The sequence below is a fragment of the Azospirillum baldaniorum genome, assembly GCF_003119195.2.
GTDB classification, from domain to species: Bacteria; Pseudomonadota; Alphaproteobacteria; order Azospirillales; family Azospirillaceae; genus Azospirillum; species Azospirillum baldaniorum.
Genome location: NZ_CP022260.1, coordinates 232,104 through 257,270, shown reverse-complemented (window position 1 = coordinate 257,270; position 25,167 = coordinate 232,104). Strand labels below are relative to the sequence as shown.

Sequence of the window (25,167 nt, the reverse complement as noted above, 5' to 3'; positions counted from 1 at the left end):
AACGAGCGGCGGACGGGAGGGCCGACGATCACTGGCAGGCGAGGCATTCCTCGTAATCGGTGCGCGACGTTGCCTGCATCTCCGTCATGCCCGTCACCCGGTCCTTGCCGGCGAAGGCGGCGCGCTGCACCGACTTGGAGCGGCAATAGTAGAGGCTCTTCAGGCCCTTCTCCCAAGCGGTCCAGTGCAGCATGTGCAGGTCCCACTTGTCGATGTCGCCCGGCAGGTAGAGGTTGATCGACTGGCTCTGGCAGATGAAGGGGGTGCGGTCGGCGGCGAACTCGATGATCCAGCGCTGGTCGATCTCGAAGGCGGTGCGGAAGACCGCCTTTTCGTCGTGGGTCAGGGTGTCGAGATGCTGGACCGAGCCCTCGTGCTCGATGATCGATTGCCAGACCTCCGGCCGGTCGGCACCCTTGGCGGCCAGCAGCTTTTCCAGATGCGGGTTGCGCACGCTGATCGAGCCGGACAGCGTCTTGTGGGTGTAGACGTTGGCCGGGATCGGCTCGATGCAGGCGCTGGTGCCGCCGCAGATGATGCTGATGGAGGCGGTCGGCGCGATCGCCAGCTTGTGGCTGAAGCGCGCCTTGATCCCGCGTTCCGCGGCGTCCGGGCAGGCACCGCGCTCCTCCGCCAGCAGGACCGAGGCGGCGTCGGCGTCGCGGCGGATCTTGCGGAAGAAGCGCAGGTTCCACACCTTGGCCATGGCGCTTTCGAAGGGAATGCCCCGCGCCTGAAGGAAGGAGTGGAAGCCCATCACCCCCAGCCCGACCGAGCGTTCGCGCATCGCCGAATAGACGGCGTTCTCCATCCCCTCCGGCGCTTCCTCGATGAAGCGGGTCAGCACGTTGTCGAGGAAGCGCAGCACGTCCTCGACCAGCCCCGCCTCGCCGTTCCACTCGTCCCAGGTCTCCAGGTTCATCGAGGCGAGGCAGCACACCGCCGTGCGCTCCTTACCCAGATGGTCCTTGCCGGTCGGCAGGGTGATTTCGCTGCACAGGTTGGAGGTGGAGACGCGCAGGCCGAGGTCGCGCTGGTGCTTGGGCAGGGCGCGGTTCACCGTGTCGCCGAACAGCAGGTACGGCTCGCCGGTCTGCATGCGGGCTTCCAGGATCTTCTGCCAGACCTGACGGGCGTTGATGTGCTTCAGGACGGCGCCGGTCTTGGGGCTGATCAGCGAGAAGGGCCTGTCGTCGCGCACCGCCTGCATGAAGGCGTCGGTGACGATGACGGCGTGGTGCAGGTTCAGGCTCTTGCGGTTGAAGTCGCCCGACGACTTGCGGATCTCCAGGAACTCCTCGATCTCCGGGTGGTGGATGTCGAGGTAGACGGCGGCCGAGCCGCGCCGCAGCGAGCCCTGGCTGATCGCCAGCGTCAGGCTGTCCATCACGCGGATGAAGGGAATGATGCCCGACGTACTGCCGCAGCCCTTCACCGGCTCACCGATGGAGCGCACCCCGCCCCAATAGGTGCCGATGCCGCCGCCGTTGGAGGCCAGCCGGACGTTCTCGTTCCAGATGTCGACGATCCCGTCGAGCGAATCGGGCACCGCGTTGAGGAAGCAGGAGATCGGCAGACCGCGCGTGGTGCCGCCGTTGCTGAGAACCGGTGTGGCCGGCATGAACCACAGGCGGGAAATCGCGTCGTACAGGCGCTGGGCGTGCGCCGCGTCGTCGGCATAGGCTGCGGCGACGCGGGCGAACAGGTCCTGGTAGCTTTCCCCCGGCAACAGGTAACGGTCGTCCAGCGTCGCCTTGCCAAAGGCGGTCAGCAGGGCGTCCCGGCTGCGGTCGATGCGGATGACGGAGGGATCGGGCGACGTCCAGCGCTCCGCCGGGGCACGGCCGCCGGACCGCTCGGGCGTCCGCCGGGGCAGCGTCAGCAGGTTTCCGTGACGGTCGAAGCCGTTGGCGAAGTCCTGGGCAAGGTCTTGAGCGAGCGCCGGCATCCGTGATCCCTTGTTCTTGTGCGGCGGGAAGGCACGGGAGCACGACTTGCGCAAACGCGGACGGGAACGCCGCGCGGGGGCAAGCGCACCACCGGGACACCCCGCCCGTGGACGTTCATTCGGTTACGGCAGGTCTCCTGGCTCACGGGTCACGGCGGCTCCGTCCGGCCTTCCCGGTGCCGTCGTCCCGAACCGGGATGGGCACCAGTGACGCTGAAACGACGAAGCCGCTCTCCGCTCACAGTTGCGGGGGCAGCGCCGGCTTTGTCCCGATCCCCCGTTCGGGGTGGCGACGCACCGGCTTCCCTCTTAGCCCTAGATATTGGATATCCAGAGAACCGTAACGCAAGATGAAGTAGCGGGAAGCCCGCAGCCTGTCAAGCCATACGGATGGCGGGGGCTGACTCCTCAGGGCCGGCGCGGAGGTTGGGCAAGCCACCGCCATGGGTCACCGCCCGCTCCGGCGCAGCCTCAGCCGAGGCAGCCGACCCGGTCGGTTCGCCGCCAATCGTCGATGATGGAGGCGTCACCCGCCAGCTTGGCGACCGTGTCCACCGCGTAAGTGCTGAGGGTAATCCGCTGCCCCCTCATGATGGTTGCCGACCCCGATTGCGGCAGCCGCCCGTCCTTTGTCCAACGCAACCGTTCCCGGGCGGTGATGCCCAACGCCTCCTCGATCTGACGGGGAGAGAAAGGGCGTTTCGCGATCCGCTCGATCGCACCGTCAAGGCCGGCCAGGGCTGCCGGAACGGTCGCCACGGCCCCGGGCTTTGGCGCAAGCGTCAGGACGTGGGCGTGCGCCGGTCCTTCGAGCGGTCCAAGCCGCTTCAGCGCCGAACGGATGCGCCGGCGCAACTCCCGTTCACGCGCCCTCAGGCCGAAGCATTCCTCCAGGCAACGCTGATGAGACACCGCCACCGTCCGCCCGCAAAGATGGATGTCCAGAAAACGACTTTTCCAAACGCCGGCGCCATCGGCAACCATGCTGCGGGTCCTCGATCAAACCGGAGGCTGGGCCACCGGATAAGGTTCGAACCGGCTGAGGCTTTCGTCAACCGTCACGGTGCGCCCGATCGGCGGAAAGGCGCGTTGCGGGCAGTATGGACGCTCACAGACCTTGCAACCGGCCCCGATCGGCGTGGCGGCGTCAGGATCGCCCAGCGCCAGCCCACGGGAATAGATCAGCCGGCCGGCGTGCTGGATGTCGCAACCGAGTCCGACCGCGAAGCTCTTCGACGGCGCGCCGTAACCGCTGCGGCCATGGACCACCGTGCGGGCGATCCACAGATAGGCCCGCCCGTCCGGCATCCGCGCCAACTGGGTCAGCAGACGACCGGGCGTCGAGAAGGCCTCGTAGACGTTCCACAGCGGGCAGGTTCCGCCGACACGGGAAAAGTGGAAGCTGGTGGCGGACTGGCGCTTCGACATGTTGCCGGCGCGATCGACCCGGACGAAGAAGAAGGGAACGCCCGGCATCCCCGGCCGCTGGAGGGTGCTCAGCCGGTGGCAGACGGTCTCGAATCCAGTGCAGAAGCGCTGCCCCAGCAGATCGATGTCGTAGGCCACGGCCTCCGCCGTCTCCCGAAAGGCGCGGTAGGGCATGACCACGGCGCCGGCGTAATAGTTGGCAAGCCCGATGCGGGCGAGCGAGCGGGCCTGCGGGCCGGAAAAACGCCCCTCCTCGACCAGCCGAAGCAGGAGAGCCGGTTCCTGGTGGAAGGCGAGCTGGGTTGCCATCTGGAAGGCGCGGCGGCCGGGCTCCAGCGACCGGGCGATCCGCAACGTCCGGGCGTCGCCGTCATACTGGCGCAGCGCGCCCTCCGGCATGGCCGTGTCGTCGGTCACCAGCGTGCGGATGCCGTGACGGTCCGCCAGCAGCCGTTCCAACCCGCGATCCACCGCCCCGACCTCCAGCCCGGCCTCGCCGAACAGCCGTTCCGCCGCGTCGTCCAGCGCGGCGATGTGGTTGTGATGGCGGTAGAAGAAGTCGCGCACCTCTTCGTAGGGCATCGGCGGCGGCAGCCCGCTGTCCGGCCCGGCCGGGACGACGCCCGAGGCCAGCGCGTCCAGCCGTTCCGCGAGCCCGCGCCCGCGCCGGTGCAGCGCCACCAGCGCCCGGCCGACCGCCGGCATGTTGGTGGCGAGCGCCTTGATCTCGGCCATGGCGATGGTTTCGCCGGTTCCGGCCTCCGACAGGGCCTCGCGCAGATCGGCGACCAGCCGGGCTTCCTCGTCCTCCGAGAAGATCTGGACGTCGATGCCGAAGGCGGCGTTGATCCGCAGCAGCAGCGGCACCGTCAGAGGCCGCTGGTTGCGTTCGAGCTGGTTCAGATAGCTCGGCGAAATCTCCAGGATGCGGGCCAGGGCTGTCTGGGTCAGCCCCCGCTCCTCGCGCAGCCGCTGCAGCCGCACCCCCATGAACGCCTTCGCCATACCAGGAACCCCATTTGCAAAATTCGCCGACTCGCTGAAGACACCTTGCAAATCTTGGCAATTCCAGCGGTCATCCAAAGAAACGTTCTGCGTATATTGCAAAGGACGCGGCTGCCGGGCAAGATCCGCCATCGGCGGCTTCAGGGTGCAAAGGCGCGCGGGCAAGCGGTGTTCGGCCGCTTGCCCCTTGCAGACCAGCTCAGGCGACGGTGGCGCGCAGGGTCTTGGCCGCGCTGACCATGTTGGTCAGGGCCGGCAGCACCTCGGCCCACTGGCGGGTCTTGAGACCGCAGTCCGGATTGACCCACAGCCGGTCGGCGGGAATGCGCTCGGCCGCCTTCTTCATCAGATCGACGATGTGCCCTTCGGTCGGAATGTTCGGCGAGTGGATGTCGTAGACGCCGGGGCCGATCTCGTTCGGGTACTTGAAGTCGTCGAAGGCGTCGAGCAGTTCCATGTCCGACCGCGAGGTCTCGATGGTGATGACGTCGGCGTCCATCGCCGCGATCGACGCGATGATGTCGTTGAACTCCGAATAGCACATGTGGGTGTGGATCTGCGTCTCGTCCGCCACCCCGTTGGCGGTGATGCGGAACGACTCCACCGCCCAGTCCAGATACGCCTGCCACTGGGACTTGCGCAGCGGCAGACCTTCACGAAGGGCGGCCTCGTCGATCTGGATCACGCCGACGCCGGCCGTCTCCAGGTCCAGCACCTCCTCCCGGATGGCGAGCGCCAGCTGGCGGCAGGATTCGGAGCGCGGCTGGTCGTCGCGCACGAAGGACCAGTTGAGGATGGTCACCGGGCCGGTGAGCATGCCCTTCATCGGCTTGTCCGTCAGCGAGGCGGCGTAGGCGATCCAGTCCACCGTCATCGCCCTGGGGCGGCTGATGTCGCCGAACAGGATCGGCGGCTTCACGCAACGCGAGCCGTAGGACTGCACCCAGCCGCCCTGGCTGAAGACGTAGCCGTCGAGCTGCTCGCCGAAATACTCGACCATGTCGTTGCGCTCGGCCTCGCCGTGAACCAACACGTCGAGGCCCAGCGCCTCCTGCTCGCGCACGCTGCGCGCGATCTCGCCGCGCATCGCCTCGGTGTAGGCCACCGCGTCGATCGTCCCGGCCTTGAACTGGCTGCGCGCCTGACGGATCTCCTTGGTCTGCGGGAAGGAGCCGATGGTGGTGGTCGGGAACTTCGGCAGGTTCAGGCGGGTGGCCTGCTTGGCGGCGCGCTCGATGAAGGCGCTTTTGCGCCGCCCGAGCCGGGCGTCGATGGCCGCGACCGCCGCCTTCACCGCCGGGTTGTTGACCCGCGGCGAATGGCGGCGCGCCTCGACGGCAGCGCGGTTGGCGTCCAACTCGGCCGCGACGGCGGCACGGCCCCCATCCCGTCCTGGGGTCAGCGCGATCGCCAGAACCCGGATCTCCTCCAGCTTCTGCACCGCGAAGGCCAGCCAGGAACGGGCCTCCTCATCCAGCTTGCGCTCGCCGGCGAGGTCGACCGGCACGTGCAGCAGCGAGCAGGACGGTGCGATCCACAGCCGCTCACCGAGCCTCTCGGCCACCGGCTCCAGCCAATCGAGCGTCGCGCCGAGGTCGGTCTTCCAGATGTTCCGGCCGTTGACGACGCCCAGCGACACGACGCGGTCGGTCGGGAGGGCCTGGATCAGGGCATCGACCTCGTCGCGGGCGGTGATGGCGTCGAGATGGAGGCCCTGCACCGGCAGCGAGCAGGCGAGCGGCAGGTTGTCCTGGAGTTGACCGAAATAGGTCGCCAGCAGCAGCTTGACCGCGCCGGTGCCGAGAGCCCGATAGGCCTGGGTGAAGGCGTCCCGCCACGCCGCTTCCAGCTCGGTCACCAGGATCGGTTCGTCGATCTGCACCCACTCGACGCCCTGGTCGGTCAGGGCCTGCAGCAGCCCGGCGTAGACGGGCAGCAGGCGGGGCAGCAGAGCCAGCTTGTCCGAACCGTCCTTGGCCTTGCCCAGCGCGAGATAGGTGACCGGACCGACGATCACCGGCTTGGCCTTCACGCCCTGCGCCTTCGCTTCGGCGAGTTGCTCCAGCAGGCGGGAGGCGTCGAGCGTGAATGTCGTCCCGGCGTCGAACTCGGGGACGATGTAGTGGTAGTTGGTGTCGAACCACTTGGTCATCTCGCCGGCGGCAACCCCGCCGCAGCACCCGCCGTGCTCTTCAGCACTATGGGCGGCGGTCTCCGCCGAACGGCCGCGCGCCACGCGGAAGTAATTGTCCAGGGCGTCGCCATGGAAGCCCTTCACGCGCTCCGGCAGGTTGCCGAGCGTGAAGCTCATGTCGAGCACCTGATCGTAGAAGGCGAAATCGCCCACGGGAACGAGGTCGAGCGCGCCCTGATCCCGCCAGTGGCGCTTGCGGAGGTCCGCGCCGACGCGGACCAGCTCGTCGCGGGAGGACGCCCCCTTCCAATAGGCCTCCAAGGCGAACTTCAACTCGCGCTTGGCGCCGATGCGGGGGAATCCGAGGGTGTGGGTCGTTGCCATGGGGGTCGCCTTGAAAAGAGGGATCGGCGCGGACCATACGAAGTTCAGTCCATGAATGAAAAATGGTATGATTTTATCGTTCGATAAATTTCATTCATGGACGAGGCGGGCGGCATGGCCATCCTGGAGCGCATCCATCTCTCGATCATCCGCGAGGTTGATCGTCACGGCTCGCTGACGGCGGCGGCCAGCCATTTGAACCTGACCCAACCGGCGCTGAGCCACGCCATCCGCAAGCTGGAAGAGCAGCTCGGCGTGGATGTGTGGCACCGCGAAGGCCGCAGCCTGCGGCCGACCCAAGCCGGGGAATGGCTGCTGGCGGTCGCCAACCGCCTGTTGCCGCAACTGGCCCACGCTGAAGAACGCCTCCAGCAATTCGCCCAGGGCGAGCGCGGGACCCTGCGCATCGGGATGGAATGCCATCCCTGCTATCAGTGGCTCCTGAAGATCGTCGCTCCCTATGTCGATGCCTGGCCGAAGGTCGACGTGGACGTCCGGCAGAAGTTCCAGTTCGGCGGCATCGGCGCCCTGTTCGGCCACGACATCGACATGCTGGTGACACCGGATCCGCTGTTCAAACCCGGACTGTGCTTCGAGCCGGTGTTCGACTACGAACAGGTTCTTGTGGTCGGGCCGGGGCACCGTCTGCGCCATGCCGCTTTCGTCGAACCCCAGCAGGTGGCGGACGAAGTCCTGATCACCTACCCGGTGGCGCCCGACCGCCTCGACATCTACACCCAGTTCCTGATGCCGGCCGGGATCAGCCCGAGGCAGCACAAGCCGATCGAGACGACCGACATCATGTTGCTGATGGTAGCCCACGGCCGCGGCGTCGCCGCCCTGCCGCGCTGGCTGGTCGAGGAGTATGGCGCCAAGTTCAACGTGAGCCCGGTGCGCCTGGGCCGGGACGGTGTCGCCAAGCAGATTTTCCTGGGCTTCCGCGAGGCGGACGCCGACATCGGCTATCTGCGGGGGTTCATCGATCTGGCGCTTGCCCATCGCAACAGTGGAACCGCCTCGCTGTAGCCATCGCCGCCGTCGCCTGCCGGCGGTGAAGCCGCGCCTGTCAGCCACCCATCCGCAAGCTGCCGATGGCGTTGCGCAGGCCAAGCGCAATGGTGCGGCGCTCGTCCACATCTCCGCCCGGCGCCAGCCAATGGTCGATGCCGCCGTCCTGGTGCAGCACGAATTCGGCGACACAGCGGTTCGCCGGTTGGCCGGCTTCCGCATGCGCCTGCTCGACCAGGGCGCGGGCGATCTCCCGCAGGGTGTCGGCCGCCGCGACCAGCCCGGCGGCGTCCAGCGGCTCCCTGGTTCCCCGCAGGGACCAGCGTCCTTCCGTCGCCGTCAGGACAAAGGGTGCCGACCGGTCGGCGGGGGTCGGCGGCACCGGACGGCGTCGGAACGCCAGACGGATGAGATTGGGTGGAACAGGCGTTGGTTGGACGGACATCGGCAGTGGCACCCCTCGCTCCCAAAGGGCAAGGATGGGACGGACACCGACGCGGCACGGGAGACCTCCGGCGACGCCGCACCCGCCGGGACACCCCGCCCGACTCGCGTTCGACGGATCCGGCAGGTCTCCTGGCTCACGGGTCGTCGCGGGACCGTCCGGCCTTCCCGGAGCCATCGTCCCGAACCGGGATGGGCACCAGTGGCGCTGAAACGGCGGACCCGCTCTCCGCTCACAGTTGCGGGGGCAGCGCCGGCTTCGCCGTCATCCTCGTGGCGAGGCGAACGGTTCACCGGCTTCCCTTTTAGCCCCGGACGCCCTGGGGCGAACGGGGACCGTATCCGGCGGGATACGGTAAGAGGGTGCACCCGGCGGCGTCAAGCGTGAGCGCCACGCCAAGTCCCTTTTGCAAACTTCGCAAGATTGCCCGCGGCCCTTCGCCAAATTTCGCCAATTTCCGCCTGATTCCCACGGGTCCTTCGGCGTATCTTGCAAATGTTCGGAACACGGATGGGAAGGGATCTCGCCAGCATGGACGACCGCCGGGACGATGCCGAGACGATCTTCGCCACCGAATTCCCTCCGGCCACGCGCGAGCAATGGCGGGTTCTCGTCGACAAGGGGCTGAAGGGCGCCCCCTTCGAGAAGCGGCTGGTCACCCGGCTGTACGAAGGCATCGCCGTGCAGCCGCTCTACACGGCGGAAGACTGGCCGGCTGCGGGCGATCCGTCCGGTTTGCCGGGCTTCGCCCCGTTCACCCGCGGTGGCCATGCCGCCGGCCCCGGACCGGACGGCTGGGACATCCTGACCGAACACGACGCCGCCGATCCCAAGGCGGCCAACGCCGCCATCCTGACCGATCTGCTGCGCGGCGCCACCGCCATCCGGCTGCGCCTCGACAGGCCGGATATCCCCGGCATCGCCATCGACCGGCTGGACGATCTCGACCGCACGCTGGCCAACGTCTATCCGGAGATGGTGCCACTGTCGCTGGAGGCGGGAGGCGACGCAGTGGCCGGCGCGGCGCTGCTCGCCGCCCTGTGGCGCCGCCGCTCGGTGATGCCGGACAAGGCGCGGGGCGCCTTCAACGCCGATCCCATCGGGACTCTGGCCGCGGCCGGCGCCCTGCCGGGCAGTCTGGAGGCGGCACTCGCCGACACGGCGGCCTTGGCCGCCTGGACCGCCCGCAATTTCCCTCACGTCACCGCCGTCGGGGTGGACAGTTCCCCCTGGCACGACGCCGGGGCGACCGAAAGCCAGGACCTCGCCGCCGCCATGGCGACCGGGGTCGCCTATCTGCGCGCCCTGACCGCTGCCGGGCTGGACATCGACACCGCCTGCCGGCAGATCGCCTTCACCCTATCCGTCGGCTGCGACCAATTCCTCTCCATCGCCAAGCTGCGCGCCGCGCGGCGCCTGTGGGGGCGCATCGCCGAGGCGTCGGGCGCCTCGGAGCGAGCCCGTGCCATGCACCTGACCGCCCGCACGGCGCGACGCATCATGGCGCGGCGCGATCCTTGGGTGAACATGCTGCGCACCACGGTGGCCGGCTTCGCCGCCGGGGTCGGCGGCGCCGACGCGTTGGCGGTGCTGCCCTTCGACGCGGCGCTGGGCGAATCCGACGACTTCGCCCGCCGCATCGCCCGCAACAGCCAGATCCTGCTGAAGGAGGAATCCTCGCTGGCCCGCGTCGCCGATCCGGCCGGCGGCTCCTGGTACGTCGAAACGCTGACCGAGCAATTGGGCCAGGCCGCCTGGGCCGAATTCCAGGACATCGAGCGGCGGGGCGGCATCGCCGCCGTGCTGGCCGATGGCAGCCTCGCCCGCACCATCGCCGGGTCCTGGGCGCAACGGGAAGCCAACATCGCCCGCCGCAAGGACCCGCTGACCGGCGTCAGCGAGTTTCCCAACCTCCTTGAGCAGCCGGTCGTCCGCCCATCCCCCGTACCGCGCCACCATGACGACGCTGCCGTGGCACCGGCGGCGGTCGGCTCCGGGTCGCTGGACGATCTCGTGGAGGCCGCCACCGGCGGGGCGACGCGGGCCGGCCTGACGGCGGCCCTGGCGCGGGGAACCCCGGCCCGCGTCGAGCCGCTGCCACGCCACCGCCTGCACGAATCCTTCGAGGCCCTGCGCGACGCCGCCGACCGCCACAAGCTCGCCCATGGGTCCTGGCCGACGGTCTTCCTCGCCAACATCGGGCCGGTCGCCCAGCACACGGCGCGCGCCACCTACGCCAAGAACCTCTTCGAGGCCGGCGGCATCCAGACGCTTGGCAACAACGGCTTCCCCGACGCCGAATCTGTGGCCGCGGCCTTCCGTGCCTCCGGAACGCGCATTGCCGTGCTGTGCGGCTCCGACGCGCTCTACGAGGCCCACGCCGCACCCTTCGCCCAGGCATTGAAGGCGGCGGGTGTCGAGCACCTGTTCCTGGCCGGAAACCCCGGCGACCGCCGCGCCGATCTCACGGCCGCCGGCATCGACGAATTCGTGTCGGTCGGCTGCGACGTTCTCTCGGTCCTGCGCGCGACCCTGGCCCGTTTGGGAGTGCCCTTGTGATGGAAAGCGTGATGAAAAGCGCGATGACCAGTCTGCCGGACTTCTCCACGCTGCCCCTGGACGCCGCCGTTTCCAACGCCTCTCCCGCCGAGTGGAGCCGACGTTTCGCGGCGGAGACCGGGACCGACCCGGCCACGGCGCTGTGGCGCACGCCGGAGATGCTGGACGTCAAGCCGCTCTACACGGCGGCCGACCTCGACGGGCTCGACCATCTGGCGGCCATGCCGGGGATGGCGCCCTTCCTGCGCGGCCCCTACCCGACGATGTATGTCGACAAGCCCTGGACGGTGCGGCAGTACGCCGGTTTCTCCACCGCGCAGGAATCCAACGCCTTCTACCGGCGCAACCTCGCGGCCGGGCAGAAGGGCTTGTCGGTCGCCTTCGACCTCGCCACCCACCGCGGCTACGACAGCGACCACCCGCGCGTCACCGGCGACGTCGGTATGGCGGGGGTCGCCATCGACTCCATCCTCGACATGAAGACGCTGTTCGACGGCATCCCGCTCGACCAGATGTCGGTGTCGATGACGATGAACGGCGCGGTGCTGCCGGTGCTGGCCGGCTACATCGTCGCCGCCGAGGAGCAGGGGGTGTCCGCCGACAAGCTGAGCGGCACCATCCAGAACGACATCCTCAAGGAGTTCATGGTCCGCAACACCTACATCTACCCGCCCAAGCCGTCGATGCGGATCATCTCCGACATCTTCGCCTTCACCTCGCAGCACATGCCGAAGTTCAACTCGATCTCGATCTCCGGCTATCACCTGCAGGAGGCCGGGGCGACCGCCGACCTGGAACTGGCCTACACGTTGGCCGACGGGGTGGAGTACGCGCGCGCCGGGCTGGCCGCCGGGCTGACCATCGACCAGTTCGCGCCGCGCCTGTCCTTCTTCTGGGCGATCGGCATGAATTTCTTCATGGAAGTCGCCAAGATGCGCGCCGGCCGCATGCTGTGGGCCAAGCTGATCAAGGAGTTCGCCCCGAAGAGCGACAAGTCTCTGTCGCTGCGCACCCACTCCCAGACCTCGGGCTGGAGCCTGACGGCGCAGGACGTCTTCAACAACGTGACGCGCACCTGCATCGAGGCGATGGCCTCCACGCAGGGCCACACCCAGTCGCTTCACACCAACGCGCTCGACGAGGCCCTGGCGCTGCCGACCGACTTCTCCGCGCGCATCGCCCGCAACACCCAGCTCTTCCTCCAGCAGGAGAGCGGTACCTGCCGGGTGATCGACCCCTGGGGCGGCAGCTATTACGTCGAGCGGCTGACCCGCGAACTGGCCGCCCGCGCCTGGGGCCACATCCGCGAGGTCGAGGAGACCGGCGGCATGGCCAAGGCGATCGAGACCGGCATCCCCAAGATGCGCGTCGAGGAGGCCGCCGCCCGCACCCAGGCCCGCATCGATTCCGGCCGCCAGACCGTCGTCGGCGTCAACAAGTACCGGCTGGAGCAGGAGGAGGCCATCGAGGTGCTGAAGGTGGACAACTCCGCCGTCCGCGCCCAGCAGATCGCCCAGCTCGAACGGCTGCGCGCCGAGCGCGATCCCATCCGCTGCCGCCAGACGCTGGAGGCCTTGACCAACGCGGCGGCCGCCGGCGACGGCAACCTGCTGGCCCTGTCGGTGGACGCCATCCGCGCCCGCGCCACGGTCGGCGAGATCTCCGACGCGCTGGAAAAGGTGTATGGCCGTCACAAGGCCGAGATCCGCACCATCACCGGCATCTACGCCGGCGAGGTGGGGCGGCAGTCCGACGCCATCGCCAGGGTGCGGGCGCTGGTGGCGGAGTTCGCCGAGCGGGATGGCCGCCGCCCGCGCATTATGGTGGCGAAGATGGGCCAGGACGGCCACGACCGCGGCCAGAAGGTGATCGCCACCGCCTTCGCCGACTTGGGCTTCGACGTGGACGTCGGGCCGCTGTTCCAGACGCCGGAGGAGGCCGCGCGGCAGGCGGTGGAGAACGACTGCCACATCGTCGGCGTCAGTTCGCTGGCGGCAGGCCATCTGACGCTGGTGCCGCAGTTGAAGGCGGAGCTGGAGCGTCACGGGGCCGGCGACATCCTGATCGTGGTCGGCGGCGTGGTGCCGCCGCAGGATTACGACGCGCTCTACGCCGCCGGCGCCACGGCGATCTTCCCGCCGGGCACCGTCATCAGCGAGGCGGCGGTAGACCTGCTGCGCATCCTCAACGAGCGCCACGGCTACGCGCCGAAGGCGGCGTAGCCGTGGCGCGTGTGGCGATCACGGTGCCGGAACCGCGGCCCTTATCCCCAGCATGTGGCAGGTGGCGAGGGTGATATCGGAACGGTTCAGGGTGTGGAAGTGGAAATCCCGGACGCCCTGAGCCTGAAGGGCCTGACACTGCTCCGCCGCCACCGTCGCGGCGACGAGCCTGCGGGTCTCTGGGTCGTCGTCCAACCCTTCGAAGGTTTCGACCAGCCTGGCCGGCATCGAGGCGCCGCATTTGGCAGCAAATTCCACGGCACGGGCGACGTTGGTGATCGGCAGGATGCCGGGAATCACCGGCACATGGATGCCCGCCGCGGCGCAGCGGTCGAGAAAACGGAAATAGACGTCGTTGTCGAAGACGAACTGGGTGATGGCACGGGTCGCCCCGGCGTCCACCTTGCGCTTCAGGTTGTCCAGGTCGAACTGCACGCTCGGCGCTTCCGGGTGGGACTCCGGATAGGCGGCGACCGAGATCTCGAAATCGGCGATGCGCCTCATTCCCGCCACCAGATCGGCGGCGTAGGCGTAGCCGCCGGGAGACGGTTCGCAACGCCCGCTGCCGCCGGGCATGTCCGACGGGTCACCGCGCAGTGCCACCAGATGGCGGATGCCGGCATTCCAGTAGCTGTGGGCGATGGTGTCGATCTCGTCCCGCGTCGCGCCGACGCAGGTGACATGCGCTGCCGCCGGAAGGCCGGTCTCGTCCTGGATTCGGCAGACGGTGGCGTGGGTGCGTTCGCGGGTCGAACCGCCGGCCCCGTGGGTCACCGACACGAAGCTTGGAGCCAACGGGGCCAGCCGCCGGATCGACTGCCACAGGCCCTGCTCCATCGACTCCGTCTTCGGCGGAAAGAATTCGAAGCTGATCGACGGCGGTGCGGACAGAGGGGCGGTCATGACAGCGCTCCCGGCGCGGCTTGAACGGCGTCGTCCCGCCGGTAGGTGATGGTCACCCCGGCCGAATCGATCTGCGGGAGCACGTTGGGCTTCTCGATGGACACCTCGGCCTCGACGACGCGCTGGTCGGCAAGGCAGAGGTCGCCGATGCGGTCCGCCAGGCATTCCAGGAGCTGGGTGTGTGGCCCGTCGGCCAGCTTCTCCAGCGCCAGGACCAACCCTTCGTAGGACAGGACGGTCGCCACGTCGTCGAGGAAACGCGGTCGGCCGCGTTCGACGACCAGCCGCACATCGATGCGCAAGCGCTGACGGCGGCCACGTTCGTGGGCGTAGACCCCGATCTGGAAAGGGGCGACAAAACCCCGGACGGTGATCACATAGGTGCCGCAACCGGCCAAGACGGTTTCTCCACAAGCGGAAGGGTAATCGAAGGCCGGCAGGCGGCCTTGGCGGTGTCGTTCGTCCCGGCCCGACGGATGTCCAACGCCGCTCTCGGCTCACGTCGCGGCGTGGTCCCATGAACGGGTAACCGAGCCTGCAGAAGACGATCGACATGGTTCTCCCCTGTCCGGCCAAGCGCTCGGCCAGCGGATCGGTGTCGTAATAAGGACGTCCGGGAAAGGAAACCCAAGCAGGCGCACGAGAGGAGACCAGCGACAGACGCCGGACACGGCCCACGCGACCACCGGGACACCCCGCCCGAGGACGAACGAACGGTCACGGCAGGTCTCCTGGCTCGCGGGTCGGCACCATTCCGTCCGGCCTTCCCGGTGCCCAACGAGGCACCAGTGGCGCTGAGGCGACGAAACGACTCTCCGCTTACAGTTGCGGGGGCAGCGCCGGACTGGCCATCGGATCTGGCGGCACCGGCTTCCCTCTTAGCTCCCAGCCCCGAGCGGAACCGGCAGAACCATGACGCCGCGATCCAACCGCAACGCCGCAATCCTGTCAAGAGAAACATAAAGACATCTTTATGTTTCTATACACCGTTGTTGCGACGATAACGGCATCAAGCGCATCCGGACATCCTGCGGCTGGCTTCGGTCGGAGGCCTCAAGGCTTCACGGTGTCCACCCTCGTCTTTCCCAGTCGTCGCGCCGGGGGCTTTCCGGATCATCCCTGCTGCGTGCCGTGCTGGATGTCTTGGAAGGCCGGGACTGGAACCGGCCGCCCATGACCGTCGACGGCGACCAGGACGAACCATCCCTCGGCGGCCAGCCGGCGCTCCCCGGATGCCAAAGTCTCGGCGACCAGGGAGACATGGACGGTCATCGACCGTTTCCCGACCGTGTCGACCCGTCCGACCAAGTCGACCAGTTGGCCGACCATGACGGGGGTGTGGAATGTGATCCGCTCTGAGGAGGCCATCACGACCGCATGGCGGGCGGCGCGGCTGGCGGTGATGAAGGCGGCCTTTCCCATGAGGCTGAGGGCCGTGCCTCCGAACAGCGTGCCGTAATGGTTGGCCTGCTCGGGGAAAATCATCTCAAGGCAGCGGGTTTCCCGTCCGTTTGGAAAGGGAAACTGGCTTTCTGCAGTGGGAGGGATGGTGTTCATGTGTGCATCCGCCTGCAACCACGCGTTCCAAGGTGTCGGACGCGCACGTTATATGGATGGGCGTTCTGGTCGATGGCTAAAACGGCTGAAATCAGGAACGATGATCCTGCAAATCTGCGAACAGTGCAAAGCGGTGGGCCTCCATGGCGAAACCGGGGTCATCATGACAACACAGGCAGAAAGCGAGGTCACATGGATCGCAGGACATTCCTTGGCGCAAGTGCTGGAGCTTTGGCGCTTGGTGCTGTCCGGGTGCCATTGTCACACGCGCAATCGCCCTTGCCGGAGTTGCGGCCCGCCGCAGACCCCTATGCTCGCCTCCAAGGTGGCATGCCGCACCATCTGACGCCGGATCAGGAAGCGCAACGTGTCTTCGACAGTCCAGCTCCCGCCGGCCCGCCAGGTCGTTGGGTCAGCCGTGCCGCGCTTCCAATCCCGCGCAGCGAAATGGCCTGGGCCACCGTCAGTGCGGAACGGATGCATGTCGTGGGCGGCTATGGCGAAGGTGCCGTCAATCGGGCCTACCACCACATCTATACCCCGGTGGCCGACCTCTGGTATGAGGGCGCTGCCTTGCCGCGTGGCGCCAACCATGTCGCGGTCGCCGCAGAAGCCGGCCGCGTCTACGCGCTTGGCGGGTTCATCGAGCAAAACCGGCGGTCCGATACGAACGCCTACGCCTACGATGTGGCCACCAACGCCTGGACCCCCATTGCGCCCCTGCCACGCCCCCGCGGTGCGGCGGCGGCTGTGGTACTCGATGGCGCCATTCATCTGATCGGTGGCGCATCGGAGCCGGCCAGCGAACGGGCGAGCGTCGGTTGGCACGAAGTCTATGACCCAAAGACCGATCGCTGGTCGGCCCGCAAACCGCTCCCGGGGGCGCGCGATCATGTCGGGTGCGTTGTTCATGCCGGCGCGATCCACGTCGTTGGTGGCCGCTTCAACACGTTCGAGTACAACACCGATCTGCACCACGTTTACCTCCCGGATCGGGACACATGGGAGATGCGGGCGCCGTTGCCGACGGCCCGGTCGGGCCATGGGCTTGTCGTTTACCGTGACCGCCTCTTCGCCATGGGGGGAGAAGGCGGAATTCTCAACGGCGGGGTACCGCGGCAGGCAAAAGTGTTCGGGCAGATGGAAAGCTATGATCCGGGCAGCGACAGCTGGCAACACCATGCGCCGATGCCGACGCCGCGCCATGCGGTTGGAGCCGTGACGATCGGCGACTGGATCCATGTAGCGGGTGGTGGTGCGGTCCTCGGCGGCTCCGTCCAGTCCGCCGTGCACGAAGCCTTCACATTGGGGTGATGTTGCAGCACCGCCCTGTGCGGGCACCCGCCAATCGACGAACGAACGGAAGCGAAGCGCCAAGTTCTCCTTTCGCCACAATGCCGCTTTCGAGCCCCTACCGATCAGCCTCCTCAAGCTTGTGGTCCGCCGCGCTGCTTTTGCATCATGGACTGTGGTTGGAGACTGGAGGGAAAAGGGCAATGGCTGTTCAGTTCGCGAGGGTAGCACCGATTTTGCCAGTCCGGGATGTCCGTGCGGCGCTCGCCCACTACCGGCGTCTTGGTTTCGAGGCGACCGCTTACGAGGAAGCGGCCGCCGATCCCATTTACGGGTTTCTTGCCTGGGGCAGCGTGAGCCTCCACTTGGCGCGGGTTCCCGACCTGGACCCAGCACGCTCGGTTGCGGCCTGCTATCTCTACGTCGACAACGTTGACGCGTTGCATGCCTCATGGCAGGCTGCCGAAGTCGATGGCCGCCTGACCGCGATCACCGCCACGCCCTATGGCCTGCGCGAGTTTGCCCACATCGATCCGGACGGCAACCTGTTGCGGGTCGGCGCACCCATCACGCCGAACACTCCGTAAGGCTCCAGCCCGAGCGGGGAATCGGCGTTATGGGTGCCTCAACACCGTTGGGATGGTGATGGTCTCCGCACGGTCGAGCGCCTGACGCATCGCTCGCTCGTCGGTGAAACGACCGCGCAGGAGCCGTCCCTCGCAGACGACTTCGACATGGTCGGCAGCGAAAGGCCATGGATCGACGACCAGTTCCGCCGGGTCGCCAGACGGAGAACGGAGGCGGATTTCCGTCCGGGCCTCGCCGATGGTCGGGACATTGGGAATGCACGCTTCGCTGGTAAGACCCCATCCGATCTGCAAGGACATGCGGTCCACAGCGGCGACAAGCAATCGGTTGCGCTCGATCGCTGGCGGGGAGAGAGCTGGGGCGTAACGCGGGTTGCCCGACAGCGCCTCGATGCAGGCGCGTTGGAAGCGGTGCTGGTCGTCCAGGAAGCGGCGAACCAGCGCGGCATCCTCCGGCGTCGCTTTGGCGAAGTCGAAAAAGCTGCCGTAGATGGTGTCGGCGTGCAGCGAGACGAGAAGGGCCGGATAACGCCCGAACGCGAGCGCGCAGCGCACACCCTCCGTCCAAAGGCTCGTATGGATGGCGGCGCCGAGTTCCTGGAAGCTGTGTGGGCGGGCGGTCTGGGGGTTCAGCGTCGGGGCGGCTTCCCAGGACAGCCAGCCGATGTCATGCAGCTCCGCCCCGAGGCAGACCTCCTCGTAGGGTACGACCGGAGCGAAGATCCCGTTGCCCCAGGCACGGAGCAACTGGCCTGACAGCCAGGCATGGCTCGGCTGCGGGATGGCGATCACATCTTTGCCGACATCGCGAAACAGCATGGTCAATTCCTCCAGCTCATGGTCGAGCCCGAGGCCGGCGACCTTGCCGTGTAAACGGATGCTGCCAGGGATCGTCTCGGTGGATGCTGGCGTGCCGGTCAACCGAATGGATGAAACGCTCGTCCCGCTTACCCGATGACGCCAAATCGGTCATGGACCCGTCCGTGGATTCTTTGGCTTGGTTCAAAAAGCCCATGCGGCCGGGACGGCATGAGGCGCACCTCCAACCCCTTGCGAAGAAGCCCCGCTTTGGGTCAGGCCGGGTTCATCGGCTCGGAAGGCTGGACGTCAGCGTTCCCGGGTTCCGCCGGCGCGGCGGGGACGGGCTCCTTGTCCTCCTCCGGAGGGCGGCCAAGGCAGGACCCGTCAGGGCGGGCGAACGATGACAAGGTCAAGGCCAGCAGCCAGCGGCTGCAACAACAGGCCAGACACATAGATGTATCCTTCTCGGCCAGTCACCACGAATTTCCCTCTTGCGCCAGAGGGGCCGTCCACACATGACCCTCACTTGGCTTGGGTCAGGCCACCAAGCCAACGTCTTCTGCTTGAGCGTGGCAGCGCGCTTTCGGCTTCGACGAGCGGAACGCTGTCGACCGGTTTGAGCAGATGCCGGGGATTGAACCAGCGCCCCCACTCCAGTGCCGCGGGCTGCGGGGTCCAAGGAGCCTTCTGCCCCACCTGGAGCCGTCGTCCTGATCCGCCACGCGGCGGCCATAAGCTCCCGTACGGACGAAACCTTAAGGGGTCAAAGGAGACGGGAAATGGAAAGGCCGGGCGACGGGCGGTCAGCCGCGCTTCTGCCCGGACGTTTCCAGCGGCGCAGCGGGCTTGTCTTCCGGCTGATCGACCAGCATGACGCCGAGGCCGCGGGCCGACGACAGAAAGATGACGCCATGCTCCTCCAACGCCTTGCGCACGGCGTCGCGCGTCGTGTCGCGCACGTCAAGTCGGTCCGATTCAAGCCGCTTCAGGGCGGTCAAGGCGACCAGAGCCGTGTCCGCCAGCATTTCCTGCGTCCAGCCGAGGAGCGCCCGCGCCGCCCGTATTTGCCTGGGTGTGATCATCGATGATCACATTCCCGAAGCGCGCGTCCGGCGCCACAAAGACGACTATTATAGTCGCATTGCAATGCCGATGGGGATACACTCCCGAGCCGAAATGGTCCACCGCCTTTTCCCGGCCACAGAGTGGTGATGGAGGGACCGCATACCCGCCCCACCCCGCCACCGGCATCGCCCATCCTCACGTGGTGGCAAACGCCTGGGAAGGAGCCGACAACGGTATGGAGGACACGGCCGGCCTGGATCGAAGAGAAGCGGTGATCGTCGGCGCGCGGCCGGTACGAACCGGCACATCCCGAGGGGCAATGAGGACATCAGCCATGACCAAGGACACGCCCATCCACGTCCTCATCGCAGAGGACGACGTGCTGGTCGCCTGGGCGCTGCGCGCCATCCTGGAGGAAGCTGGCTACCACGTCACGCTCGCCCACGACGGCGTGCAGGCGCTCGCACTCCAGGCCCAGGGCCCCGTCGACGTGCTGATGACCGATTTCCAGATGCCCCGCCTCGACGGACGGGAACTGATCCGGCGGTTACGGGCAACGCGCCCCGCGCTGCCGGTGGTCATGATGACCGGCGCCCCGGACGACACTGCCCTCGACGAACTGCGCGACGCAACGGAAGCCGGCATTGTCATCCTGGCCAAACCGGTGAGTCCCCCGCCGGTCATCGCGGCCATCCAGACTGTGCTTGGCTTTTCGTGACAGCGCTCAAGCGCGTGGGTGGAAGCGGCCCTTGTGCCCAGCAACGTCACGAAAGGGTCAAAAAGCCATTTAAGGAATATGGATTTTGACCGGCCAGCAACGATTGCATACAATAGTATGCAACATCAACGCCGAGTGCTCTGTGCCATGACCGATGTTCTCGAGCAGGCCACCAGGATTGTGGCCGCCTACGTCCGAAACCACCGTGTCGGTGTCGAGCAGGTGCCGCCGCTGATCGCGGCCGTGCGCCGGGCCCTGACGACCCTTGGCACGCCCGCGGAACCGCCTAACCTCGTACGGGAACCGGCGGTGCCGATCCGCCGCTCGGTGACTCCCGACTACATCGTCTGTCTCGAAGACGGCCGGAGGCTGAAGATGCTAAAGCGCCATCTACGAACCGTCTATGGCCTGTCGCCGGAGGAGTACCGGGCGCGCTGGAAACTGCCGGACAACTACCCGATGACCGCTCCAAACCACGCAGCGTCCTGCTCCGCGCTTGCCAAGGCGCGGGGACTCGGTCGAACCGGACGGAGATTACGGAACGCACCATAAAGGGCGACGCCCGCTTGTCGGATCTCCGTCTCGGGTTCCGGCTTGGACTGCACAGCCCCATCGGGCATCTCCTGCCCCAGAAGCGTTGGCGGCGATCGCTCGACGTCGTCATGGTGTTGAACAATCAAAACGCTGACTTCTGCTCCCGACGCCGGTCCAGAGCGACATCGAACTGGCGCAGCAGGCGGCTCAACGTTTCGAAATCGACGTGACGGGACGGCAGGTTCTTCATGCACCGGTTGTCCAGATGCACCACGCTGATCAGCGCCGACACGCAATAGCCCAGAAGCCAGTAATGCGCATGGATTGTGCGCAAAAACTCGCGGAACAGTGACGGGGACCCGTTCATCAGCGCTTTGAAGCTCTTCTCGTACTCGCCCAGAATGTGGCGGATATCCAGCAGAGTGGCGTTGAGCATATGCCCCACCCGGTCAATGTGCATCAGCAAATGCTCATCGTAGGGACGGTGCATTTTCAAGTCAGCCGGCACGCATTCCCGGGATCTCAACCACGTGATAATGGTGCGGACCCGCGGAGCGATGCGGCGGAGCTGATATTCATAGAAAGTGATCCCCTTCCAGGCGCTGAAGATTGCGTCGGCTTCGGAGTGATCGATGCCGAAGGCCGATACGAAATGCCCGGCCTCTTCCATGTCGGGATTCCAGATGGCGTCGAGAAACCGACCTACGATTGCCTCGCTGCCGATACCATCGTTGACGGCCTTGCGCACGATTGGCTCCACTCGCCGGCTGATCAGCCGACGCAACTGGGCCTCCTCTTCTGCGGCAATCTGCCAATAACGTTGATCGAGCCGAATTTTCTTCGCTTCGAAGTAAGTCTTCAGCAGAAAGGCATCCAGAGATGGAATGTTGTCGATCAGGGATAGGAGGCTAAGGTCATTATGGACACTTTCCTGTTCCACCGCTTCGGGACCGAAGTGCTCCTCCAATAGAACAGTGCTGTTGCGGGATCTCAGATAGATGGCGACCCCACCGGTCTCCCATTGACGGTCGTCATGGGGGATGTAGATGCCGGTTTCGACCGGACGCTTGCTGAGCGCGTTCCCAGCGTCGCAATTCAGGAAATCGTGCCCGTCGCCCTGGCTTTCGTCGAAATTCGGATACTTGAACAGGATGACCTGATTCAGGGCATGCGCCCGGAAGAGATGAGCCTCCTCTGGCAGACTTTGGGTAATGGACAGCAGATTCAGCGATACGCTGTAGCCTCCGTACAAGATTTGCTCCAGAATCGGTGAGATTGCTTCAAAATGACGTCGCATCTGCACAAGGCTCCTTTTCCGCACTTGCCAGAAAGCGTAGGCTTTCGCTTAAGATGGACACATTGCCCATCCATTCGTTTCGATCAAAACGGATGGCGTTCTCCTTTCTTAAAAATATTGGTGGCATACATTTTTCACACAAACAGAGATAATCGTAGGCGCTGAAGATTTCATCGGAAATTTATTTTTTCCTGCGGAAATTTCTTCGACCTTAATCTTTTCTCCAGATGTCAAAATCATTGGCGATCATTATATTTCCGCAACCGTTAATATAAATTTTACTGCCACCCGAAAGAGTGGTGGTCATTTTGACGCACTGGCGGTGCGCATGAAAAATGTTCTTTGCGTTCTGCGTGTTATCCTGATTGTGCACATTCGGTCTGTGCCTTCGGGCGATAACGGTGACGGCAATCCCCCGACCAATGCAGCAACAAGGTGTCCTCTGTTCGCCGTCGAATGATCCCGGCTCTCCTACCCGAACATGGCTTCTGCGGTTTCGGGCCTTAGAGTGCGTAACAAAACCGGCCAGGAACGGTTGGTAGGGGCATGGCAGCCCCTCTTGTTTCCGACGCCTTGTGGGCGATCATCGAACCGCTGATCCCGCCGGAGCCGCCCAAGCCAAAAGGCGGACGGCCCCGGTTGGACGATCGTGCGGCGCTGACCGGCATCCTGTTCGTGCTGCGCACGGGCATCCCTTGGGAGCTTCTGCCGGTGGAGATGGGCTGCGGCTCGGGGATGACCTGCTGGCGGCGTCTGCACGAGTGGCATCGGGCCGGGGTATGGGAGCGACTGCATCGCGTGCTGCTCGACCGGCTCGGCTATGCCAACGCCATCAACTGGGATCGGGCGGCGGTGGACAGCGCCAGCGTTCCAGCAAAAAGGGGGGCGAGGAGACTGGCCCGAACCCGACGGATCGCGGCAAGCCGGGCTCCAAGCGTCACATCCTCGTCGATGCCAATGGCATCCCACTCGCCCTGAAGATTTCGCCGGCCAACCGGCACGATAGCAAGCTGCTGGAGACGCTGGTCGATGCCGTGCCGGCGATCCGCCAGTGTGCGGGCCGGCCACGGCGCCGCCCGGCCAAGTTGCACGCCGACAAGGGCTACGACTTTGCACACTGCCGGCGGGCGCTGCGCCAACGAGCGATCATTCCGCGGATCGCCCGGCGTGGCGTCGAGAGCAGCGAGCGTCTTGGCCGACACCGATGGGTGGTCGAGCGGACGCTCGCATGGTTCGCCCGCTTCCGCCGCATCGCCGTCCGATACGAACGGCGCGCCGACATCTTCACCGCCTTTCACCACATCGCCGCCAGCCTCATCTGCTGGCGCTTCGTCCAAAGATGGTTCTGTTAGGCGCTCTGAAACGCTCTCAGGGGAGTCGGTCACCAGAATCTCAAGCAGGTCACCGTTGGAATGGGCCTGATAGACGTTAGCAACGTCCATTTTTCCGGCCAGCAGACTCATCGGATCGGGGTAAGTCAGGTGAAAGAACGTTTGGCCTGCTTCTAGGCTGAGCGCAAGGCGGTCTCCGGCTCGCAGGTAGTGTGGGGACGGCGATTTCCAGCTCGCGATCCCACCCGCCTCGACTGCAGACAAGCGGATTGTCTCGACCGCCTCATCGACAGTGACGAAGAAAAACTCTCGGCTGGAGTTCACTCGTTGGGTTGCAAGAATCGTATGCGCTCTTTCTTCGACGTCGAATGGTCGGGATGTCGCCGTCCGATATTCCACCGTAAAGGGCGCAGGAACGCCTGTCGTGAACAGCTTCTTGGCGCGGTCCTCGGCCAGTAACCCGGTCTGGCCAATCTTCACCAAGCCGGACACGTAGTAGGGGTTCGTCAGCACGTACACAAACCCGACTTCATGCATTTTCTAACCCTTCGCCGAAAGCGTCATTGATTGTCAGTACCTTACCGTCAGCAACAGGTACGGTATGACCTTCCGCGCCCGCAGCCGACCGAACCGCTCCTTAAACATGCAGACCGACCGTGAAGCACCCTTATACGGCATTATTGATAAAGATTATGTCAGCCGAGAGCATACATACAGCGCAGATTAAAATCTCTCTCCTGCGTCCAGATTTCGATGATAATCTCGTTATAGTAGCGAGAATGTTTCTCGCGCGTTAGCTTCGTGGGTGGTTCATAAGGGAACGCAATGACCATTGACAAACTTATCGGGTGGTTACTCGCAAAGAAGACCAAGGCGGCGATTGTGGCCGCTGCGCAGGCGCTGACGGCGGGCAAGCGGCCGATACGCCCCCAAGGCTCTCAGAAGGAATTCGACAGAGAGCTGAAGCGGCACCTCAAGGATCTCGGCAACTATCTCGTGAAGAACCAGCGGCGCGAGGCCATGGCCACCGCGCTGGCTCTCGTTATCACCGACGCAGAGTTCACCATCGCGGAGATTCGCCGCGTCGGGCTGTTCCGCGCTTCGCGCTATGCGTACCAAGGCTCCCTCGTCGGCCACATCGCCACGGCGATCCTTCAGATTCGGCCCCTGCTGACCCTTCATCCGGATCGCTTCGCCTATCTCGAGTCGGTCCAGGCACTGACCCGGCTGGCGCCAAATGTTCGCAAGTTGCATGATGACCTTGCTGATTTCCTGCAGCTCCGCAAGGACGAGGTGATCAAGACGATCCTCGTTCTGGTGAACAACGTCTTCTATTTCGGCTGGGTTCATCACCCCGAAATAGACTCGGAGGAGCCGCAGCACTACTCCGCCGAGGATTTTAGCGAGGCGGCATCCCTGGTGTTGTCAATGTATCGGGAGATGTTCAAGCTTACAGCGGAGACCTGCAATCTTGTCGACGAAAAATTAATCAAGACGACCGATCTCCCCTATTATCGACTGCTGGTCGTGGCAGCCAAGATCAACAAATTTCGGGAGGCCGAGGCCACCATCGACAATCTTCCGTACCATGCCGTCTTGAGTGGAACTTCTGTCACTGTGTCATCCATTGACCCGGACATCGAGAAATCGGTACGCCTCGGCTACATCCAGTCCCAGTTCCAGCTCCTCAAGCGCTTGAAAATGCTGGAGGAGCTTGATGCACCGGTTTCCATCAAAGAATTTGTCAATCAAGGGTGTCGCACGGGGACACTCGAACAGGTTGTCACAATTGTCGACAAGCCGATCAAGAGATTGACACTCCGCCTTCCGACCGCCCCCCCAAATCTTCGACCTGTTCTCCACCCACCAGCGCTTCAGAGATGAGATCGAAAACCTCCTAGCGCTGGATGTCGACAATTTCGACAATAAGGAAACGGCGCCAACCTAT

Annotated in this window: 19 protein-coding genes, 2 pseudogenes and 3 riboswitches; of the genes and pseudogenes, 9 read left to right on the top strand and 12 right to left on the bottom strand. The window is 65.6% G+C overall.

Features of this window, described 5'->3' with window-relative positions; translation table 11 throughout:
- Window positions 1–28: 28 nt before the first annotated feature.
- The 4 genes from Sp245p_RS27820 to metE all read right to left on the bottom strand — a co-directional run bounded on the left by Sp245p_RS27820 (window position 29) and on the right by metE (window position 6,899).
- On the bottom strand, window positions 29–1,948 hold the full coding sequence (locus tag Sp245p_RS27820) for a ribonucleoside-diphosphate reductase subunit alpha (RefSeq protein ID WP_014242168.1): 1,920 nt from the start codon (window positions 1,946–1,948) through the stop codon (window positions 29–31).
- Between the two features lie 110 nt (window positions 1,949–2,058).
- Window positions 2,059–2,306, bottom strand: a riboswitch (cobalamin riboswitch).
- 113 nt (window positions 2,307–2,419) lie between these two features.
- Window positions 2,420–2,932: a hypothetical protein gene (locus tag Sp245p_RS27815; RefSeq protein ID WP_052584462.1), complete on the bottom strand. Its 513-nt coding sequence runs from the start codon at window positions 2,930–2,932 to the stop codon at window positions 2,420–2,422.
- A gap of 15 nt (window positions 2,933–2,947) precedes the next feature.
- Window positions 2,948–4,381, bottom strand: a complete 1,434-nt coding sequence (locus tag Sp245p_RS27810; RefSeq protein ID WP_014242166.1) for a short-chain fatty acyl-CoA regulator family protein — start codon at window positions 4,379–4,381, stop codon at window positions 2,948–2,950.
- 199 nt (window positions 4,382–4,580) lie between these two features.
- A complete protein-coding gene (gene metE / locus Sp245p_RS27805) occupies window positions 4,581–6,899 on the bottom strand; it encodes a 5-methyltetrahydropteroyltriglutamate--homocysteine S-methyltransferase (protein ID WP_014242165.1) in 2,319 nt (772 codons plus the stop codon).
- A gap of 96 nt (window positions 6,900–6,995) precedes the next feature.
- Here metE and Sp245p_RS27800 point away from each other — a divergent pair, with 96 nt between their 5' ends.
- Window positions 6,996–7,925, top strand: coding sequence for a LysR family transcriptional regulator (locus Sp245p_RS27800; protein ID WP_014242164.1), 930 nt, complete (start codon window positions 6,996–6,998; stop codon window positions 7,923–7,925).
- Window positions 7,926–7,965: 40 nt separating this feature from the next.
- On the opposite strand, the gene Sp245p_RS27795 is transcribed toward Sp245p_RS27800, so the two are convergent.
- Complete coding sequence (locus Sp245p_RS27795) at window positions 7,966–8,289, bottom strand: hypothetical protein (RefSeq protein ID WP_041813155.1); 324 nt, start codon at window positions 8,287–8,289, stop codon at window positions 7,966–7,968.
- A gap of 167 nt (window positions 8,290–8,456) precedes the next feature.
- A riboswitch (cobalamin riboswitch) is annotated at window positions 8,457–8,707 on the bottom strand.
- A 176-nt stretch (window positions 8,708–8,883) separates the two neighbouring features.
- On the opposite strand from Sp245p_RS27795, the gene Sp245p_RS27790 reads away from it, so the two are divergent.
- Window positions 8,884–10,911 carry a methylmalonyl-CoA mutase family protein gene (locus tag Sp245p_RS27790; protein ID WP_109139097.1) on the top strand — a complete coding sequence of 676 codons (2,028 nt, stop codon included), beginning with the start codon at window positions 8,884–8,886 and terminating at the stop codon, window positions 10,909–10,911.
- Between the two features lie 23 nt (window positions 10,912–10,934).
- Window positions 10,935–13,133, top strand: a complete 2,199-nt coding sequence (gene scpA, locus Sp245p_RS27785; RefSeq protein ID WP_014242160.1) for a methylmalonyl-CoA mutase — start codon at window positions 10,935–10,937, stop codon at window positions 13,131–13,133.
- A gap of 18 nt (window positions 13,134–13,151) precedes the next feature.
- Here scpA and metF read toward each other — a convergent pair whose 3' ends face one another.
- The 3 genes from metF to Sp245p_RS27770 form a co-directional block, all read right to left on the bottom strand.
- Window positions 13,152–14,036, bottom strand: a complete 885-nt coding sequence (gene metF / locus Sp245p_RS27780) for a methylenetetrahydrofolate reductase [NAD(P)H] (protein ID WP_014242159.1) — start codon at window positions 14,034–14,036, stop codon at window positions 13,152–13,154.
- Window positions 14,033–14,434: a dihydroneopterin aldolase gene (locus Sp245p_RS27775; RefSeq protein WP_014242158.1), complete on the bottom strand. Its 402-nt coding sequence runs from the start codon at window positions 14,432–14,434 to the stop codon at window positions 14,033–14,035. The genes metF and Sp245p_RS27775 overlap by 4 nt, the downstream gene beginning before the upstream one ends.
- Before the next feature lie 306 nt (window positions 14,435–14,740).
- Window positions 14,741–14,965, bottom strand: a riboswitch (cobalamin riboswitch).
- Between the two features lie 184 nt (window positions 14,966–15,149).
- Window positions 15,150–15,521, bottom strand: a complete 372-nt coding sequence (locus Sp245p_RS27770; RefSeq protein WP_014242156.1) for an acyl-CoA thioesterase — start codon at window positions 15,519–15,521, stop codon at window positions 15,150–15,152.
- A 264-nt stretch (window positions 15,522–15,785) separates the two neighbouring features.
- Between Sp245p_RS27770 and Sp245p_RS27765 the strand changes: the two genes are divergently transcribed.
- Together Sp245p_RS27765 and Sp245p_RS27760 are read left to right on the top strand one after the other, a co-directional pair.
- Entirely contained in the window at window positions 15,786–16,907 is a 1,122-nt protein-coding gene (locus tag Sp245p_RS27765; RefSeq protein WP_041813154.1) for a Kelch repeat-containing protein, read from the top strand.
- Window positions 16,908–17,089: 182 nt separating this feature from the next.
- Window positions 17,090–17,473, top strand: a complete 384-nt coding sequence (locus tag Sp245p_RS27760) for a bleomycin resistance protein (RefSeq protein WP_014242153.1) — start codon at window positions 17,090–17,092, stop codon at window positions 17,471–17,473.
- Window positions 17,474–17,500: 27 nt separating this feature from the next.
- On the opposite strand, the gene Sp245p_RS27755 is transcribed toward Sp245p_RS27760, so the two are convergent.
- Both Sp245p_RS27755 and Sp245p_RS27745 read right to left on the bottom strand, forming a co-directional pair.
- Window positions 17,501–18,394 (bottom strand): DUF3891 family protein, encoded by an 894-nt coding sequence (locus Sp245p_RS27755; RefSeq protein WP_014242152.1) that lies wholly within the window; start codon window positions 18,392–18,394, stop codon window positions 17,501–17,503.
- A 683-nt stretch (window positions 18,395–19,077) separates the two neighbouring features.
- A complete protein-coding gene (locus Sp245p_RS27745) occupies window positions 19,078–19,356 on the bottom strand; it encodes a helix-turn-helix domain-containing protein (protein WP_041813153.1) in 279 nt (92 codons plus the stop codon).
- 317 nt (window positions 19,357–19,673) lie between these two features.
- Between Sp245p_RS27745 and Sp245p_RS35205 the strand changes: the two genes are divergently transcribed.
- Complete coding sequence (locus Sp245p_RS35205; RefSeq protein ID WP_014242147.1) at window positions 19,674–20,057, top strand: response regulator; 384 nt, start codon at window positions 19,674–19,676, stop codon at window positions 20,055–20,057.
- Window positions 20,058–20,204: 147 nt separating this feature from the next.
- Window positions 20,205–20,609, top strand: coding sequence for a Ros/MucR family transcriptional regulator (locus tag Sp245p_RS27735; RefSeq protein ID WP_014242146.1), 405 nt, complete (start codon window positions 20,205–20,207; stop codon window positions 20,607–20,609).
- A gap of 124 nt (window positions 20,610–20,733) precedes the next feature.
- Here the strand turns inward: Sp245p_RS27735 and Sp245p_RS27730 are convergent, their stop codons facing one another.
- Complete coding sequence (locus tag Sp245p_RS27730) at window positions 20,734–21,888, bottom strand: hypothetical protein (RefSeq protein WP_246119824.1); 1,155 nt, start codon at window positions 21,886–21,888, stop codon at window positions 20,734–20,736.
- Window positions 21,889–22,434: 546 nt separating this feature from the next.
- Between Sp245p_RS27730 and Sp245p_RS27725 the strand changes: the two are divergent.
- Window positions 22,435–23,153 (top strand): annotated as a pseudogene (locus tag Sp245p_RS27725) (IS5 family transposase); the annotation flags it as partial.
- A gap of 342 nt (window positions 23,154–23,495) precedes the next feature.
- Here Sp245p_RS27725 and Sp245p_RS27720 read toward each other — a convergent pair.
- Window positions 23,496–23,756, bottom strand: a pseudogene (locus Sp245p_RS27720) (GIY-YIG nuclease family protein); the annotation flags it as partial.
- 288 nt (window positions 23,757–24,044) lie between these two features.
- Here Sp245p_RS27720 and Sp245p_RS27715 point away from each other — a divergent pair.
- Window positions 24,045–25,103: a hypothetical protein gene (locus Sp245p_RS27715; protein WP_014242129.1), complete on the top strand. Its 1,059-nt coding sequence runs from the start codon at window positions 24,045–24,047 to the stop codon at window positions 25,101–25,103.
- Window positions 25,104–25,167 lie beyond the last annotated feature (64 nt).

Excerpts from the sequence above, each read along its gene's own strand:
- Sp245p_RS27715 (WP_014242129.1), top strand. The coding sequence starts at position 24,045 with ATGACCATTGACAAACTTATCGGGTGGTTACTCGCAAAGAAGACCAAG.
- Sp245p_RS27800 (WP_014242164.1), top strand. The coding sequence starts at position 6,996 with ATGGACGAGGCGGGCGGCATGGCCATCCTGGAGCGCATCCATCTCTCG.
- Sp245p_RS27765 (WP_041813154.1), top strand. The coding sequence starts at position 15,786 with ATGGATCGCAGGACATTCCTTGGCGCAAGTGCTGGAGCTTTGGCGCTT.
- metF (WP_014242159.1), bottom strand. The coding sequence starts at position 14,036 with ATGACCGCCCCTCTGTCCGCACCGCCGTCGATCAGCTTCGAATTCTTT.
- Sp245p_RS27815 (WP_052584462.1), bottom strand. The coding sequence starts at position 2,932 with ATGGTTGCCGATGGCGCCGGCGTTTGGAAAAGTCGTTTTCTGGACATC.
- Sp245p_RS35205 (WP_014242147.1), top strand. The coding sequence starts at position 19,674 with ATGACCAAGGACACGCCCATCCACGTCCTCATCGCAGAGGACGACGTG.
- Sp245p_RS27760 (WP_014242153.1), top strand. The coding sequence starts at position 17,090 with ATGGCTGTTCAGTTCGCGAGGGTAGCACCGATTTTGCCAGTCCGGGAT.
- Sp245p_RS27770 (WP_014242156.1), bottom strand. The coding sequence starts at position 15,521 with ATGATTTTCCCCGAGCAGGCCAACCATTACGGCACGCTGTTCGGAGGC.
- Sp245p_RS27735 (WP_014242146.1), top strand. The coding sequence starts at position 20,205 with ATGACCGATGTTCTCGAGCAGGCCACCAGGATTGTGGCCGCCTACGTC.
- scpA (WP_014242160.1), top strand. The coding sequence starts at position 10,935 with ATGACCAGTCTGCCGGACTTCTCCACGCTGCCCCTGGACGCCGCCGTT.
- Sp245p_RS27730 (WP_246119824.1), bottom strand. The coding sequence starts at position 21,888 with ATGCGACGTCATTTTGAAGCAATCTCACCGATTCTGGAGCAAATCTTG.
- Sp245p_RS27820 (WP_014242168.1), bottom strand. The coding sequence starts at position 1,948 with ATGCCGGCGCTCGCTCAAGACCTTGCCCAGGACTTCGCCAACGGCTTC.
- Sp245p_RS27790 (WP_109139097.1), top strand. The coding sequence starts at position 8,884 with ATGGACGACCGCCGGGACGATGCCGAGACGATCTTCGCCACCGAATTC.
- Sp245p_RS27810 (WP_014242166.1), bottom strand. The coding sequence starts at position 4,381 with ATGGCGAAGGCGTTCATGGGGGTGCGGCTGCAGCGGCTGCGCGAGGAG.
- Sp245p_RS27745 (WP_041813153.1), bottom strand. The coding sequence starts at position 19,356 with ATGATCACACCCAGGCAAATACGGGCGGCGCGGGCGCTCCTCGGCTGG.
- metE (WP_014242165.1), bottom strand. The coding sequence starts at position 6,899 with ATGGCAACGACCCACACCCTCGGATTCCCCCGCATCGGCGCCAAGCGC.